Here is a 17,117-nt window from a genome sequence, read left to right as displayed (position 1 = left end):
GAAAAAGTCAGGAAAATTCCGCTCATAACCCATTTTCAAAAACAACACCCATCAGCTAAATACGTCATATACCTTGCCACTGATCAACGTAATATGATCTCCCATTTTCACCACCTGACCATCCAACAAACAAATCTCACATTCCTTATTGTCTGCCGTGGAAATTTTCACAACCAACTCATCTCTTCGAGTGGGGCTAAACTCCAGATTGGCAAAAGCAATCGCTTCATTTTCGTGATTAATGTGTTTATAGATCTCAGTGGTATACTCCACTTTATACTGAGGGTCTGACTGTACATGATTTATGAATGTATGTACCTCGAAAGGTGACCCCATCACACGCAACTTCAGCATCTGAAAATTCCCCCTTGGTAATTTTCTAAAACCAATTGCTTTAGTCATTATTATTATAATTTATTCAGAACATTTGGTAAATATATCAAATTTTTAAGTCCCATTCACGCATTCTGCAAATAAAACCTATAAATAAGCGAATTTCCCCCCTATTTGTACATTTTTGCAAAAATATTTTGCAAGAAATTTAATCCGGGAAATTTCGATAAAAAAAACACTTTTTTTTGCAGGAAATTTGTTTTCACTATCATATTACCTATATATAGCTTATGCAAATATGAGGTGACCACCTTTGAACTATTCTGATCGAAAAAAGTCAGGAGAAATGCTTCGCCGCATACGAAAAGATCAAGGTTTTACCATTGAGAATCTAGCAGATGATTATATATCCGCTTCAACGATCAGCAATATTGAACGGGGAAACCCCTATGTGAGTATAGAAAAAATTAATTACTATGCAAAAAAATTAGATGTTGGTTTAGAAGAACTATCTAATTTAACAACAGAAGAGAAGAAGAATGAAAAAAAATACCGCCTACAACTGATGTCGATTGAAAACATGATTGATTTGGTCGATCCCAATGCAGGACTTGCCAGATTACGACAATTGAACAGTGGTCACTTCTCATGTTGCCCTGGTATGATCAACTACCTGAAGGGAAAAAGTTACTACCGAAAAAACAAAGAAAAAGCGGAGACTTATTTCCTGAAAGCCATTCAACAGGTAGATCAGCATCCCAATCTGGAAAAATCCAATATCAAATCCATTTGCTACAACGAACTGGGTACTATCTACTTTTACAAAAATGAACTCGAACAAGCTCTTCATTACACACAAAAAGGAATAGATGCCTTTGTTCCCGATGGAGAACGAAGTTATGTAAAATCCATGCTACTGGCCAATAAAGCGATTTACCTTGAAGATTTAGGGCGATTGGAGGAGTCCATTCAAACCATTGAACAGCTGCGTTCCCAACCAGAAGAATTTAAAAGTACCAACAGTACCCTCAGTATTTATGTATTGCAGGCTCGCATCTATCATCGGAATAAACTTTATTCGCAAGCGATCGCCTGTACCGAAACCGGGATCGAACTTGCACGAATCAACCGCATGTATGAACGCTCTTCGGAGCTTTGGACATTACTTGGTAATATCCATTTCAGTTTGCAAAAGTTGGAAGAGGCTGAAATTTGCTACTTGACAGCTTTAGACATAAAAGAGAAAATCAGAAAAGAACATTTGTTAATTACTCCCTATACACAACTCGGACTTTTATACCTCGAACAAAACAAATATACACAAGCTCAACAAGCTTTGGAGGAAGCCGTTAAGATCGGCGAAAGAAGTGATCACATTCTCCCCTATATTGGTGCCTTAATCGCTCTCGGCAATTTTTACTTAAAGCAGAAAAAATACTACCAGGCGATCCAGCCTTTTGAGAAAGCCTTAACCTTGGCTCAAAAACACAATTCGACTGATCGTGAAGAAGAAATTGTGGTCAATCTATGTTACTGCTATGAACAAATTGGAGATATAGAGAAATTCCAAAATTACTCCAAGCGCTTGGTAAAAGTGAAGTTCCGTAATAATCAAAAAGGAATAGAATGCATTTAGAAATAAATGTATTCTTTTTTAAAGCCCATACATTCCATTTTTTCCCTATTTTGTATAAATAGCAATATTAAATTTCAGTTAAATTTTATTTATTAGAAAAATGATTCTATATTCTATTATGAAAAGGAGGTGAATGGATATGTTTTTCCGCATCCCAGATCCAACCACTGACTTCATTCCTGATCCAACCAACGACTAAGAATTTCTTTCACTCTTCAATCAAATCTTGGCCTTTTGTATTCTTTTCCCGTAAATGATTACATATATACGTATAAATCAAAAAATTAGACCATTTTCTCCTCTTTACTTGAGAGAAAATGGTCTTGCTTATTGCAAAAAAGAGGGGCATTTTTCCCCCTCTTAGAATAAAACCAGCTGATTACTTTGCGGTAATCCGTCCAAGCAACCCATGTTTTTTAAAATCTCAACTACGGTGCTGGATACTTTGGTTCGTGACTGAAAGTCATCAATCGATAGAAACTCCCCATCTTTACGTGCTTCCATCATATTGATCGCCGCACTCTCTCCGACTCCGGCGATGGAAGCAAAAGGCAAGATCAGACTATTGCCATCGATCACAAACTGTTTCGCATGCGATTTATATAAATCAACTTGTTTAAAGGTAAAGCCACGTGCATAAAATTCAAGGACAGATTCCAATACGGTAAGCAAGCCTTTTTCTTTTGGTGAAGCTGCATTTCCCTTTTCATTAATTTCTTTGATCAAACGTTTAACGTAGTCAGGACCTTTCATCACAATCTCCGCATCAAAGTCCCCCAGCAAACGATAGAAATAAGTCGCATAATAAGCAATCGGACGATGGACTTTAAACCATGCAATCCTTACAGCCATCATCACATAAGCAACCGCATGCGCTTTCGGGAACATGTACGCGATCTTGCGGCAAGAACCAATGTACCACTCTGGTACTCCGTGCTGCCTCATCAAATCGGCTTCTTCATCCGTCAAGCCTTTTCCTTTCCTCACCTTCTCCATAATCTTGAACGAATCTTTAGGCGGAACGCCCTTTAAAATCAGGTAGCGCATAATGTCATCCCGCGTACAGATCGCTTCGGACAAGGTACAGATCCCGTTTCGAATCAGCTCTTGAGCATTTCCCAACCATACATCGGTTCCATGCGACAGACCTGAAATCCGTACCAACTCTGAGAAAGTTTTCGGTTTGGTATCTTCAAGCATTTGCCGCACAAACTGGGTACCGAACTCTGGAATCCCTAATGTTCCAGTTTTTACGCCTCCAATCTCCTCGGGTGTCACACCTAGCGACTCTGTTCCGCTGAAGATCTTCATCACTTCTGGATCATCCATCGGAATCTCTTTGGGATCCACGCCAGTTAGATCCTGTAGCATTCGAATCGTAGTTGGATCCTGGTGTCCCAGAATGTCCAGTTTGAGGATACGACCACTAATCGCATTGTAGTCAAAGTGAGTAGTGCGTGTTCCTGATTTTACGTCATCTGCCGGATGTTGTACGGGAGTGAAATCGTATACTTCTTTATATTGCGGAATAACCATGAGACCACCTGGATGTTGTCCTGTGGTTCTCTTCACACCTGTACATCCTTGAACCAAACGATCAATCTCTGCCTGCCGCAAGCGGAGATTCATTTTTTCTTCATATTTCTTTACAAAGCCATAAGCTGTTTTTTCTTTAACTTTCGAAATGGTTCCGGCACGATAGATGTAGTCCTTACCAAACAGTTCTTCGGTATAGGCATGGGCACGGGCCTGATAATCGGAACCAAAGTTCAAGTCGATATCAGGTGTCTTATCTGCTTCAAACCCCAAGAAGGTTTCGAACGGAATGTCATGTCCGTCTTTGATCATCTTGGTGTCGCATTTGGGGCAATTTTTATCTGGTAAATCAAAGCCGGAATCATACGATCCATCCAATACAAATTCGCTATGTTTACAGTTCGGGCAACGCCAATGCGGCGGAAGTGGATTTACCTCTGTAATATCACTCATGGTCGCCACGAATGAAGATCCAACAGATCCCCGAGAACCTACCAGATAGCCATCTGAAAGGGATTTGGTTACCAGACGCTGCGAAATGAGATAAATCACGGCAAATCCGTGTTTAATAATACTGCTTAACTCCCGATCCAAACGTTTTTGTACCACTTCTGGCAATGGATCGCCATACCAATCATGTGCTTTTTTGTAACACATCTCTTCCAGCTCTTTATCAGCGCCTTCAATAACTGGAGTGGACAACCCATCCGGGAACGGCTTAATCCCCTCCTCAACCCAATCAGCAATCATGCGAGGTGCATGAATCACCACTTCTTTCGCTTTTTCTTCCCCTAAATAGGAGAACTCTTTTAACATCTCATCCGTTGTACGGAAATAAGCTTTGGGCAGTGGTGAAGAGTTACGGAAACCGTTTTGGTTTTGTACCAAAATCTCCCGATAAATCGCCTCGTGTTCATCCAGATAATGCGCATTGGATGTAGCGACGACCGGTTTTCCCAGTTTCTCGCCAATCTCTACCAGTAGACGATTGGCATCACGCAGCCGTTCCGGGCTTTCTACCAAGCCTTTTTCTACTAAATGCATATTCACTTCGACAGGTTGAATCTCCAAATAATCATAAAACTGGGCGACTTCCTCTACTTCTGCAGGTGATTTATTCAAAGCTGTCTCAAACAGTTCCCCTTTTTCACAGCCAGACCCAATAATCAATCCTTCTCGATGTTTGACAAGCTGACTACGTGGAATGCGAGGAACGCGATAAAAATAGTCCAAATGCGACATTGAAATGAGTTTGTACAGGTTTTTCATACCGGCTTGGTTTTTCACCAAAATAATGGCATGAAACGGACGCAAGCGACTGAGATCCCGATCACCCGTATTTTCGTTTAGTTGATGCAAATACTCAATGCCCTTATTCTCCACTGTTTCCAACAGCATCTTCCATAAAATATGTCCTGTCGTCTCGGCATCATAGATCGCCCGGTGATGCTGTTCAAGTGTCACGCCCAATTTATCTGCCAATGTATTCAAGCGATGGTTCTTCATGGATGGATACAAGAAGCGAGCCAATTCTAACGTATCGATGACAGGATTATTGACACGCTCTTTTCCAATCCGCTTCACTGCTTCTTGCAAAAAGCCCATATCAAAACGGGCGTTATGAGCAACCAATGTGCATCCTTCGATAAACTGTAAAAAGCGGCTAATCACATCGTCGATCTCTGGTGCATCTTTTAACATATCATCCGTAATGTGGGTCAACTCGATAATATGTTGGGATAATGGACGGTGTGGATTGGCAAATTCAGAAAAACGGTCCACAATTTCTCCATTCTTGATTTTCACAGCTGCCAACTCGATGATCACATCATGAACGACAGATAAACCTGTTGTTTCCACGTCAAACACGACATACGTGTCTTCCAGCAGTTTCCGTTCTTCTGCATTCATGGCGATGGGAACTCCATCGTCCACAATGTTGGCTTCCATCCCAAACAATACTTTGATACCATGCTCTTTTCCAGCTTTGTAAGCATCTGGGTATGCTTGTGCGACTCCATGATCCGTAATGGCAATAGCAGGATGTCCCCATTTCGCTGCCCGTTTGATAATCTGTTTGACATCGACTACGCCATCCATTGCCGACATGGAAGTATGACAATGAAGCTCAATCCGTTTCTCTTCAGCTGTATCCTTTCTCTCTTCTGGCTCGATTTCTACCAAATCGTTGATCATGAGTACCAAATCGCGTGCAAAGGTATCAAACTGCACGGAGCCACGGACTTTCAACCAATCTCCATCCTGAATTAACGAAAAAACTGCCGCCTGCTCTTTATCTCTGGCAAATATTTTACAAGAAATTGAATTGGTATAATCAGTCAAATTAAATGTCAACAACTGCCGACCGCTTTTTAATTCACGAACTTCTTTTTTGAAAACTTTTCCTTTGACTACAATCCGTTTTTCTTCTTCTGTGATTTGCGCAATCGGTACCGGATCTTCCTGAATGGAATAACCGATTTTTTTCTCCACAACCGCTGATGCTTCATCCTGTTCTGCTTTTTCGTCTGCTTTATACGCTGCTTCGGCTTGCTCTGTCAGTATTTGCTCTACAATTGCCTGCTCTTGTCTGGCTCGCATTTCCTGAAATTGTTCAAGCTGTTTTTCGCTTTCCGCTTTTGATTGACATGCCAATCGTACAGGTAATTCTTGTCCTGTAATCCATTTATAATATCTCGACACATATTGATCCAGTTGCCGTTGTTTGGCAAACTGTAAAACAGCTTCATTTGGAAACAAAATCTCGATCTGTGATTCATTGACAGTCCATTCTGCCTGGCCAAACCATGTAGCAACAGCTGGAGCGACATTTTCTTGAATCTGTTTTTGAATCAAATATTTATACTTTTGAACAACAATTTCATGCTCAACCCGGTCATAGTAAAACTGCACAACGACATGAATGGGTTTAAAATGCTTTCTTATCGTCATTTGAAACTCGTACCAAATTTCTGCTGGAATCGGTTCAGGAACATGGAGATGGATGAGCCACGAATGTTGATGAGGATTGACGACCACTCTTTGAATCCTTGCTTCTTGAAAGTAAGTGGACAGCCAATCTTGAGGCAAATTCGCCTCTTGAAATAGCCTTAATAACTTTTCCTGCTTAACCAATCACTCCAGCCCCCTATCATCCATCAATCTGACATCCATCGAGAATATAGCTATCCTATCATAGGAATCCGTTCCTCTCAACCAACAGATCACCCTAAAAAAGATAGAGAAAAACAGATTCGAAGATCAATCAAACATCTGATATCAGAACGCACTTTCTTCCAAATAAAAAATCGATCCTCCTTCAATGAGTGATGACCAAACTCATTGCCAGAAGAACCGATTTGTTCTATCTTTTTCTTATTTTATTCGATAGTTATAGAATCATGGAGATTCAAATCCATTATAAAGCACGTTGGAGCACTTCCAGATTTCCCGATTCACGTACCAATTTAAACTCCAGGCGTTCATAAAACTTCCGGGCTGGATTGGACTTCTTTACTGATAGAGACAATCCAGGAAATCCTTCCATTCGCGCCTGGTCGATGAGTCGCATCAATAAATCTCTTCCCAAGCCGGCATGCCGATATTCGGGTAAAACGGCAATCGTTACTTCAGGGATATTTGGTGCAACAAAACCATATCCGGGCCGATCCTCCGAAAACTGTCGAAACCAGGCCGCAGCAACCGGCTTTGACTCTTCAATCGACTCAATAATAAAGCCCAGATCACCTGGTTGCCCCCAATCATTTAAATAACGTTGAATCATTGGTTCTAATTCTTCTCTGGATACATCTTCAATTCCATGTGAATCTTTAAAAGCCAGATATAAAAATTCTTTTAATAGTGGAGCATCTGAGGGCTTAGCTATACGGAAAATATATCTCATAGAGAATCAACCCCTTGCTGAAAACTGCTTAACCCTGTAACTCAACAAATTTCATATCTTTTCAATTCGCCAAAAATAAAACGGAAACCTTTTCTTTATCTTTAACTTTCACGAATAAATATAAAACGAAACCTATTTCACAAAATGGTTAAAAATAATAGAAACTGAAAGCTTATACCATAAACGAAAAAATCACCTACATACAAGTATAAGCTTTGTTCCTTAACGATCGCTAAATAGAATCTAAACAGGAAATAAATTGATCGTATAATGGTTATCCGTCAGTCAATTAGAAAGAGTTGCATAATAAAACCCCCTTCGTTCATGGAAGAGGGCATATATGTATCTATTGAATTGGATTACGCAAGATCCCCAATCGTTCCACTTCTAACTCTACCACATCTCCAGGTTCCAACCAGCGATGAACTTCTACCCCCAATTCCAAAATACATCCTGTACCCACGGTACCAGAGCCAATGACATCTCCAGGGAACAATTCACACTCACTGGATGCTCTTTCGACCATCTGGGCAAAACTCCAATATAAATCCTTTAAATTTCCGGCTGAAAGTTGAACTCCATTTACTTTCGCGGTCATGGCCAGATCCCAATGCTCGCCCACACGTCGATCTTCCAGCTCATCCAATGTGACAAGATAAGGTCCCAGTGATGTCGCAAAATCTTTCCCCTTAGCCGGTCCAAGTCCCACTTCCATTTCTTTTTTTTGTACATCACGAGCACTCCAATCATTCATGATGCAAAATCCAACCATATATTCCCGTGCTTTTTCAGCAGGAATGTTTTTTCCTCGTTTCCCTATCACACAAGCAACTTCCAACTCAAAATCCAGCCATTTTGTATAAGATGGCCTTTTGATTCCTGCTTCTGGACCATAAATGGCATGATGGTTTGAGAAATAAAAGACAGGGATTTCATACCATTCAGGAATCATTTTCAGTCCTCTTCGAGCTCGTGATGTTTTTACATGTTGTTCAAAAGCATAAAAATCCCGTACGCTTTTGGGATTGGGGAGTGGAGCAAGCAAAGTCACTTCCTGAAGCGCTAAAGCAAGGCTTTCGCCTTCAACTGATAACGGTGACAAATCCATCCCATGAAATGAACTTACCACTTCTCGTAACATCGCAAGCTCATTTTCGCCCCGTTCCAATAATGTAAGCATGTCCGTAGGCAATAAATGCGGAAAAGACATCCTCTTATTCTCGATCAGCCACTTTTGTGCCAAAACCACATCCACAACCCATGAATCCTGAACCCAGCCAAGACGGGCAGCTGTCACTTGGTTGCTTTGAATATGCAAATCATCCATTGGCAAAACGTATGTAACCAGCTTCAACCAGATCGCTCCTCTCCGTACTTTATAATATTTGTACTTGCGAAGACTTTGGATTAAACGTAACATCAACAATTTTCTCCGCCGCATTTGGTGACATTAACAGCTCATACTGTTTAGGAGATAAATCACGGTTTAACCTTAGTGAGAAGAAGGCTTCGATTTGGTTCCGTATCGTTTCTGGATTTGTCTCTACAGCGAGTCGATGATGTAATAAATATTTTTGGTTGGCCTGTTCCTGTCCAGGAAAAGCTTCAAACAAAAACATGGGCAATTGTTTCGCAATCGCTTCACTAATGGTAACTCCACCTGGCTTTGTAACCAATAAATTAGCCGCTGACATCCAAAGGGGGATGTCCGAACGAAATGGCTCAATTCGAATATGCTTTCCATACCCACGCATTTTCAAGCGTTCATACAATTCCTGATTATTTCCTGTTAAGACCACAAACTGAAAATCGGTCAAAGGATTCAGTTCATCAACCAATTGCTCTAATGGGCCTAGTCCCATACCTCCACCCATTACCAATACAACAGGCCGATCCGACTCGAGGGAAAGCCGCTTTCGCGCTTCTCTCTGAGACATGGGCTTATAATAATCAGGATGAACAGGGATTCCTGTCTCAATGATTTGCACTCCTGTTTTCCATTTCAGTCTTTCCAATGTATCGCAGTTAAGCAGTTGTTTGGGGACACATAGAATATCGGGTACTCGACCAAACCAGATTGGATGAAGCTCGTAATCAGTAACTACCCCAACGCTTGGGATCCCCTCCCACTTGGGAGGCAACATCAATAAGGCAAAGGGATGGGTTGAAACAATATGTGTAGGTTGTATATCTTCAAACATCTGGTTGATTTTCTTGCGAATCGTCCAACCCATTTTCTCGATAAATTCACTCGAAACATAGCGAAAAACACGGGATTGATAAGTCCAGTCATACAAGTAATGATAAAAATTAGGAAATTTTGTTAACATACCTTGATAACCTGACTGCAAGAGAGGATGAAATTTCCCAGGGATCAGATGCAACAGGTCCAGGGTCTCTGCTTTCACATTGGACTTTGATTCAAATGTTTTTTCGAGTGTCTTGGCAACCATGTTATGCCCTGTACCAAAGCCCATGGAAAGCAGCAAGACTCGCTCCATTTCCAGTTCCCTCCCTTGTACCATACTATCCCCATTATACTGCTTTTCTGCTTCATATATTTTTAATCCCTCATTATTTTAACACATTTGCACCAGAAGTCCCCCTCTTCTTATGGGGATGCAGTTCGGTATTCCCTTTGTTAAGGCATTCGAGAGCCTATTTGAAAATATGGATACGTTTCTCCCATGTTTTGGGATGGGTTCCTTCCTCCGTGACGACTTCTGTACCATCGCAGTCATTCCGCAAGGAACCCACCCTCCATCTTATGAAAACAGAATACTTTTTCATCCCTCTGAATTCAACATAAGAGCCTGTTGGGTAGAATTATTCGCTATCGCCGGGATAATGCATCCAGGGACATCTGAACCAATTTTTTGACCAGCTGTCCACCAATGGCTCCACCGATTTTTCCCGCATCCTTCGCCTTCATATCTTCATTACCTTGTTGATTATAGAGAATACCCAACTGTTTGGCCATTTCCATTTTCATTTCCTCTGGGTTTTTGGCTTGGGTTCCAAGTGCTTGATTTATCAGCTTTACTTGTAATTGATCCAATTCCTGACGCGCTTCAGGGACGAGCGGTTGCCTTTTTTTACGCCTGGCCAAACTACAAACACCTCTCCTCCATTATCATTTTAAGCCTCTTTCTCCAGTTTCTGTTGAAACAGAACAACATATTCTTCCATATGGATCCAAGGTTTTCCCACTATTTTATTTCTCCTTTTTTCATAAGGGCGCAATACTCCATGCATAAAAAAACTCACCCCTTGTTTTGGGGTGAGTTCGGTGATCTGCATTAACCACGGGCTTGGAGATAGCGTTTGTTTACTTCTTCCCAGTTCACGATGTTCCAGAAAGCTTTGATGTAATCTGGGCGTTTGTTTTGGTATTTGAGATAGTATGCGTGTTCCCAAACGTCCAGACCCAGGAGAGGAGTAGCTCCTTCCATGAGAGGGCTGTCCTGGTTTGGAGTGCTGGTTACAGCCAGCTTGCCATCTTTATATACCAACCATGCCCATCCGCTACCGAAACGTTTAACCGCTGCATCTGTAAACTGTTCTTTAAATTTCTCGAAGCTGCCAAAGGTTTCATTGATCGCAGCTGCCAATTCTCCTGTTGGCTCACCGCCACCATTTGGGCTGAGAATTTGCCAGAACAAGGTATGGTTGGCATGTCCGCCACCATTATTGCGTACAGCAGTACGGATGCTTTCTGGCACTTGATCCAGGTTGGAAATGAGCTCTTCAACGGTTTTTTCAGCCAACTCAGCATGACCTTCAAGTGCAGCGTTCAAATTATTGACATAAGTAGCATGATGACGACCATGGTGAATTTCCATTGTTAGCGCATCAATATGTGGTTCCAAGGCATCTTTTGCATAAGGCAAAGCTGGTAATTCATGTTTGGCCATGTTACAACCCCTCCTATGTAGTCAATCATAATATATTCTTAATTTTATTATGCTAAAAAAACATTCCTTTAGTCAACTTATTTGTTTAAAAAATGTATTTACCGTGATGCAAGGTCGCCACTCACAATCTGGAGAATCTCTGTTACATCATTCAAAATATAGTCAGCGCCCAGCTCTTCAAATTTGGAGCGTGCTGCCTGTCCTGTCAGTCCGGTCAACGTAGCAGCAAAATGGCAACCCATTTTTCGCGCAGCGATCAGATCCGCCACAGAGTCTCCCACAATGAGGACTTCAGACCCATCTTGTATCGGTAAAGAAAGGGATAAACAGGTTTCATCACTCTGATCTCGTCCCAAGTATCCTTTGATATAAGTGAATGGCTCCGGCTTTCCGAGCGGAGCATGAGCAGGATGAGCACTTTCAGCAGCAACAACCTGTGAAGCTGTTACCACTCGATTGGAATCAAAGCAAGAATAAAAGCCCAGTTCCGTTAAAGGTACCACTGTTTCCAATTCGGTGCGTCCTGTACCGATTCCCAAAGTAATTCCTTTCTCTTTCAATTGTTTCAACACATCTTGAATTTGTCGAGGATCTGCCAGCGGTATCTCTTGACTCAAAAAACCTTTTTTTCCAGAACTATAAGGTATTTTTTGTTCAACCTGTTTATATAATTCATCTCCCAAATACCACTCTTGAAAAACAGATCTCCCTAATTCCCACAAAGCACTATTCCGTGAAAATACCTGAACTTTCACCCCAAACCATTCTTCGGCTAACTGATTCCAGTAAACCAGCAGTTCATGTTTATCAATTTCCTCCCGTCCATGAAACAAGGAGATAAATTGATCAAACTGCGGTGAAAATGAAAGGTTATGATTTTGTAATAATTTCTTTAACGCTTGTAACGAATGAGCATTTATTTCTCCTTGCAAAAACTGTTGCGCAACTTGTGGTTTTTGCTCAGCTATTTTCTTCAATATGAAAAGAAGCTGGGCAGAAAATATCATGTAAGCCATATCCCAGTTGGAATTAACCCCTCGCGTTTTCAACCAATCCAATATGCGATCCTGTTGAAAAACTTCCTGACGGATACGCTTGATCATTTCATCATCCGGTGACACCGTAAAGGATTCCGGAGACAAGCCTAGAAAGTGAGAAGCATTTAACATTTCCCAAACCGTTAAGGCAGTTGTATCAAAACACCTTTCTTCACTTAAAAAGACACCGTCAACATCGAACAAGATCATCTTGTACATAGCTAAAACCCTCTTTTCTTTTGACACTCTTTGGTCAATGTCCAGCTTTCATCATCAATTGTAAAATATATAGATAACCTTTTCTTGCGCTTTATTCTAGTAAAGGGAAGGAAAAATGACAAGTAAAAAATAAAAGAAATCGAGGTTGTTGGCAAACCCGGTTTTCCTTTTCCAGTTGAACAACTTCTTGCTCGTTTTTATAGAGCGGGAGTGATACGGAAAAGGAAAACTGGCATATAACAGAAACTTTGTCAACAAGCTGAAAAAAATCCATTTTTTATCTATTTGAAAACAGCACAAGAAAGTAGGTTCATTTAGATATGCTTTCTTCCACCCAAGACCAACCTGTACTACTTTCAATATCGGAATTTTTCCATTATCATTGAATGATACCCAACATGATAAGAAGCTTTCCCTCGATACTGAACCAACTTTTTAATATTTGCCACAGGCAAGAAGCCAAACCTCTAGTAATTCCATACTTTATTGTTAGCCAAGCTCTCAAATCATGTAAGATGTACTTTTCAGCTGTCTATCGTGCAATAGAAAAACCCAAACATAACATCTGATGATCTTCGATGCCAAGCTTGGGTTTTAAACTTCATCACTTGAATATGAAAAACTTTATTTTATTGCCAACATGCGATCCAGGGCCACTTTGGACCAATAGGCCGTTTCATCATCCACTTTTATTTGATTGATCGGTTCACCATCCAAAATGCTCTCCAATGCCCATAGCAGATGCGGGCGATCAATTCGGTTCATGGTTAAACACGGACACATGGTCGTACTTAGTAGCACAATCTTTTTATCCGGGTTTTCATTGGCCAAACGCTGCACCAAATTCACTTCTGTTCCTATCGCCCACTTACTTCCTGCTGGAGCCGATTCAACCGTTTTAATGATATACTCGGTCGAGCCGGAGTCATCAGCCAACTGCACCACTTCAAATGAACATTCCGGATGAACGATGACTTTCATTTCCGGGTCACGTTCACGGATTCGTTGAATTTGTTCAACGGTAAACTTCTGATGAACGGAACAATGCCCTTTCCATAAAATCATCTTGACTTCTTCGAGCGGACCACGCACTTCTTCAAAATCCCCTGCCTGCGGACTCCAAACAACCATTCGCTCCAGTGGAATTCCCATTTGATAGGCCGTATTGCGCCCGAGATGCTGATCAGGCAAAAACAAAATACGTTTCTTCTGCTTAAAAGCCCACTCCAATACACCCCGCGCATTGGAGGAGGTACAGGTCGTACCGCCATGCCGACCCACAAATGCTTTGATCGCAGCAGAAGAATTCACATAGGTAACGGGAATAACGGTATCACCGAACTCATTTTGGATGATGTCCCACGCTTCTTCCACTTCGTCGATTTCAGCCATATCCGCCATGGAACAGCCTGCTTTCAAGTCAGGAAGAATGACGATTTGGTGATCGGCTGCCAAGGTATCAGCAGTTTCAGCCATAAAATGAACGCCACAGAAAACAATGTATTTCGCTTCTTTTTGCTCTGCTCCAATTCTTGCCAATTTCAATGAATCTCCACGAAAATCCGCATACTGAATGACATCATCCCGTTGATAATGATGACCCAAAATAACGAGATCTTTTCCCAGCTTCTGTTTTGCCAGGCTGATTCTTTCATCAAGTTCCTCACTGGACAAATTCCGATAAGTCTCCGGCAGCAAATCCTGTACAAGTGTAGTCGTTTCCCATTCCATCACGTATCCCTCATTTCTGTTTCAAAATCCAAACCAATATCCAAAGCTTTCACAGAGTGAGTAAGCCAGCCGAGTGATACTGCGTCAACACCTGTTTCAGCAATCTCACGAACCGTTTCAGGGGTAATGCCTCCTGATGCTTCTGTCCATACTTTTCCATTAATCAACTGAACAGCCTGTTTTAAAGTTTCCACATCCATGTTATCTAACAAAATGGCGTCAATATCTAAAGTAAGCGCTTCTTTTACCTGCTCCAATGTGTCAGCCTCTACTTCAATCTGAACCATATGCCCTACATGCTTTCGAACCAGCTCCACCGCCCGCGATAAACTTCCTGCCATGGCAATATGATTATCTTTCAACATCACACCATGACTTAAACCAAAACGGTGATTGGTTCCGCCACCTACCCGAACGGCATACTTTTCCAAAATCCGCAAACCGGGAGTCGTTTTGCGTGTATCCAAGACCCGACAATGGAGACCTTCCAACTTTTTCACTAACTGTCTCGTGATGGTCGCAATCCCCGACATCCGTTGAATCAGATTTAAGGCCACTCTCTCTCCTGTTAAAATTGCCCGTGTCGAACCTGTGATTCGTGCAATCGCAGTCCCTTTTTCCACTTCTTCTCCCTCTTGCACCAAACAGGTTAACTCACTCGCAGGATCCAACTCTTGAAAGACAAGGCGAATGACAGGCAATCCCGCAATCACTCCAGGTTGCTTGGCCAAAAACAAGGCCGAGCTGCGATGACCTTCTGGTACCAGGGCATCTGTCGTTAAATCACCTGCTCCAATATCTTCGTTCAAAGCTTCACGAATAATCCGCTTTACCTGTATCCAATTCATCCTCATTACTCCTATATCACATAATGTTTGGTTGACCATTCTGCATTCGTTTCAGGATAATCATATCGATAGTGACCGCCACGGCTTTCTTGTCTCCATAAAGCCGAACGGATAATAATTTGTGCAGTAACTAACATATTGTGACATTCAAATAAACCGACTGGGATCTCCTCTTTCAACTGCTCAAGTTGTTTCAAACCTTTGAGTAAGCCGCTAGAAGTTCGAATAATGCCTGCATAATTCCACATGATTTCTTGGATACGTCTTTTCAACACAAACTCTTTTTGCTTATCTATGAACAAAGGAGGATGGTCTACTTTTTCCATCTCTAAAGATTGTGGAGCCAAAGAAGCCAATTTCTGAGCCACACGTTGGGCGAAAACAGTCCCTTCCAGCAAGGAATTGCTCGCCAAACGATTGGCTCCATGCACGCCAGTACAAGCGACCTCACCACAGGCAAATAACCGTGGGATGGTTGTTTGTCCATCCAGATCCGTACGAATACCTCCCATGATGAAATGAGCTGCTGGTGTGACAGGAATCCAATCTTTTGCTGGATCAATATCTCTAGCCAAACACTCTCGATAGATTTTAGGAAAGCGCTTAGCAAAACGGGAACCAAGACATGTAGCATCCAAATATACCCGCCTGCCTTCTTGCATCTCGCTGTAGATGGCGCGCGAGACCACATCACGGGGAGCCAGGTCCTTCCATTCATGATACCGTGACATAAAAGCTTCACCCGCATCATTGAGCAAAATGGCTCCTTCTCCTCGGACAGCTTCGGAAATCAGGAACATCGGGTTTTGCTCCACTGCCAAAGCAGTTGGATGAAATTGGATAAATTCCATATCGGTCAGTTTTGCTCCCGCACGATATGCCATGGCAAAACCATCACCTGTCGCCACCAGATCATTGGTTGTGTAACGATAAAGCTGGCCACAACCTCCTGTGGCTAAAACCACTCCTTTTCTCGCCAAAAAACAGGCAGGGCGATGTTCCAGGTCAAAGGTGAAGACTCCTTTACATACACCTTGATCCATGAACAAATCCACTACCATGGTATGCGTGACCATCTCGATCTGCTGCGACTCCTTAGCCCGCTTCAATAAAGAAGAAGTAATACCTGCCCCTGTCGAATCGCCCGACACATGTAAAATTCGGGATATGCTATGAGATCCTTCCCGTGCAAGTGCAAAATCACCATCTTCCTGGTCAAATGGAATCCCCCATTCAGCCAAGAGCTGGATGGTTTGTGGAGCCATATGGACCATCAGATCCACCGAAGCTGGATCACACAGTTCCGCTCCTGTCCGCAGTGTATCCTCACGATGCAACTCAGGAGAATCTCCTTCTCCTATGGCCGCTGCAATCCCCCCCTGGGCACGAAAAGAATTGCTTTCTTCCTGACGGGCTTTCGTAAGGATGATCACCTGTCCCGATGAACAAAGGGAAAGGGCCGTCATTAATCCGGCAATTCCACTTCCTACCACGATAAAATCGGTTTCTATTCGTGTCATCTTAGGATTCCTTTCACAAATTCTTAACAATTTGTATCAGTTTTATTTTCTCAGGAAAATGAGTAATGTCAACCATTAATTTTTTACTATCTATCCTGAAAATATGGATGCGTTACTCCAGCAGTTCGGGATGGGTTCCTTTCTCCGTGACAATTTCTGTACCATCACAGTCACTCCGTACGGTACCCATCCCTCCACTTTATGGAAAAATCCCTTTAATGGTGTTGCCCGGAAACATAAGGGTCTATCCTGCTTTTTCTCTTTCAGTCGCTGAACTTACATGGATAAACCGTATCACAAATTTCATCTTATCCTTTCCTTCTTTTCGCTATAATAATAAAAAGGAAAGAACCATACTCGTCTGCTTACCCACTGAAAAAAGAATGGTTCCTGCCATGTGATTAAATAAATACGTGATCGGGCAAAGCTAGATTTGATC

Annotated in this window: 12 protein-coding genes; 1 reads left to right on the top strand and 11 read right to left on the bottom strand. The window is 42.0% G+C overall.

Annotated elements, in window-relative coordinates; all coding sequences use genetic code 11:
• Window positions 1-51: 51 nt before the first annotated feature.
• Window positions 52-354: a hypothetical protein gene (locus tag BMZ78_RS04635; protein ID WP_093228375.1), complete on the bottom strand. Its 303-nt coding sequence runs from the start codon at window positions 352-354 to the stop codon at window positions 52-54.
• A gap of 292 nt (window positions 355-646) precedes the next feature.
• On the opposite strand from BMZ78_RS04635, the gene BMZ78_RS04630 reads away from it, so the two are divergent.
• Window positions 647-1,969: a helix-turn-helix domain-containing protein gene (locus tag BMZ78_RS04630; RefSeq protein WP_093228374.1), complete on the top strand. Its 1,323-nt coding sequence runs from the start codon at window positions 647-649 to the stop codon at window positions 1,967-1,969.
• 360 nt (window positions 1,970-2,329) lie between these two features.
• On the opposite strand, the gene BMZ78_RS04625 is transcribed toward BMZ78_RS04630, so the two are convergent.
• From BMZ78_RS04625 to BMZ78_RS04580, 10 genes are all read right to left on the bottom strand, one after another.
• Window positions 2,330-6,640, bottom strand: a complete 4,311-nt coding sequence (locus BMZ78_RS04625) for a PolC-type DNA polymerase III (protein ID WP_093228372.1) — start codon at window positions 6,638-6,640, stop codon at window positions 2,330-2,332.
• Window positions 6,641-6,923: 283 nt separating this feature from the next.
• Window positions 6,924-7,409 (bottom strand): GNAT family N-acetyltransferase, encoded by a 486-nt coding sequence (locus BMZ78_RS04620; protein ID WP_093228370.1) that lies wholly within the window; start codon window positions 7,407-7,409, stop codon window positions 6,924-6,926.
• Window positions 7,410-7,755: 346 nt separating this feature from the next.
• A complete protein-coding gene (locus BMZ78_RS04615; RefSeq protein ID WP_425263915.1) occupies window positions 7,756-8,763 on the bottom strand; it encodes a fumarylacetoacetate hydrolase family protein in 1,008 nt (335 codons plus the stop codon).
• A 22-nt stretch (window positions 8,764-8,785) separates the two neighbouring features.
• Complete coding sequence (locus BMZ78_RS04610) at window positions 8,786-9,910, bottom strand: MGDG synthase family glycosyltransferase (RefSeq protein ID WP_175482291.1); 1,125 nt, start codon at window positions 9,908-9,910, stop codon at window positions 8,786-8,788.
• A gap of 332 nt (window positions 9,911-10,242) precedes the next feature.
• Window positions 10,243-10,518 (bottom strand): small, acid-soluble spore protein, alpha/beta type, encoded by a 276-nt coding sequence (locus BMZ78_RS04605; protein ID WP_093228367.1) that lies wholly within the window; start codon window positions 10,516-10,518, stop codon window positions 10,243-10,245.
• A 190-nt stretch (window positions 10,519-10,708) separates the two neighbouring features.
• Complete coding sequence (locus BMZ78_RS04600; RefSeq protein WP_093228365.1) at window positions 10,709-11,323, bottom strand: superoxide dismutase; 615 nt, start codon at window positions 11,321-11,323, stop codon at window positions 10,709-10,711.
• Between the two features lie 98 nt (window positions 11,324-11,421).
• Complete coding sequence (locus BMZ78_RS04595; protein ID WP_093228364.1) at window positions 11,422-12,579, bottom strand: HAD family hydrolase; 1,158 nt, start codon at window positions 12,577-12,579, stop codon at window positions 11,422-11,424.
• 624 nt (window positions 12,580-13,203) lie between these two features.
• The gene (gene nadA, locus BMZ78_RS04590) at window positions 13,204-14,310 is read right to left on the bottom strand and encodes a quinolinate synthase NadA (RefSeq protein ID WP_093228362.1); all 1,107 of its coding nucleotides are present in this window, start codon (window positions 14,308-14,310) and stop codon (window positions 13,204-13,206) included.
• Window positions 14,310-15,158: a carboxylating nicotinate-nucleotide diphosphorylase gene (gene nadC / locus BMZ78_RS04585; protein ID WP_093228361.1), complete on the bottom strand. Its 849-nt coding sequence runs from the start codon at window positions 15,156-15,158 to the stop codon at window positions 14,310-14,312. Before nadC ends, nadA begins: the two co-directional genes overlap by 1 nt.
• Window positions 15,159-15,169: 11 nt before the next feature.
• Entirely contained in the window at window positions 15,170-16,678 is a 1,509-nt protein-coding gene (locus BMZ78_RS04580) for an L-aspartate oxidase (protein ID WP_093228359.1), read from the bottom strand.
• Between the last annotated feature and the right edge of the window lie 439 nt (window positions 16,679-17,117).

Source organism: Thermoflavimicrobium dichotomicum, assembly GCF_900114055.1.
GTDB classification, from domain to species: domain Bacteria; phylum Bacillota; class Bacilli; order Thermoactinomycetales; family Thermoactinomycetaceae; genus Thermoflavimicrobium; species Thermoflavimicrobium dichotomicum.
Note: the sequence above shows the minus strand (reverse complement) of the source record. Positions and strands in the feature narration are given on the sequence as shown.

Coding starts and splice junctions, on each gene's coding strand:
- BMZ78_RS04635 (WP_093228375.1), bottom strand. CDS start 354: ATGCTGAAGTTGCGTGTGATGGGGTCACCTTTCGAGGTACATACATTC.
- BMZ78_RS04620 (WP_093228370.1), bottom strand. CDS start 7,409: ATGAGATATATTTTCCGTATAGCTAAGCCCTCAGATGCTCCACTATTA.
- BMZ78_RS04610 (WP_175482291.1), bottom strand. CDS start 9,910: ATGGAGCGAGTCTTGCTGCTTTCCATGGGCTTTGGTACAGGGCATAAC.
- BMZ78_RS04600 (WP_093228365.1), bottom strand. CDS start 11,323: ATGGCCAAACATGAATTACCAGCTTTGCCTTATGCAAAAGATGCCTTG.
- BMZ78_RS04595 (WP_093228364.1), bottom strand. CDS start 12,579: ATGTACAAGATGATCTTGTTCGATGTTGACGGTGTCTTTTTAAGTGAA.
- nadA (WP_093228362.1), bottom strand. CDS start 14,310: ATGGAATGGGAAACGACTACACTTGTACAGGATTTGCTGCCGGAGACT.
- nadC (WP_093228361.1), bottom strand. CDS start 15,158: ATGAATTGGATACAGGTAAAGCGGATTATTCGTGAAGCTTTGAACGAA.
- BMZ78_RS04580 (WP_093228359.1), bottom strand. CDS start 16,678: ATGACACGAATAGAAACCGATTTTATCGTGGTAGGAAGTGGAATTGCC.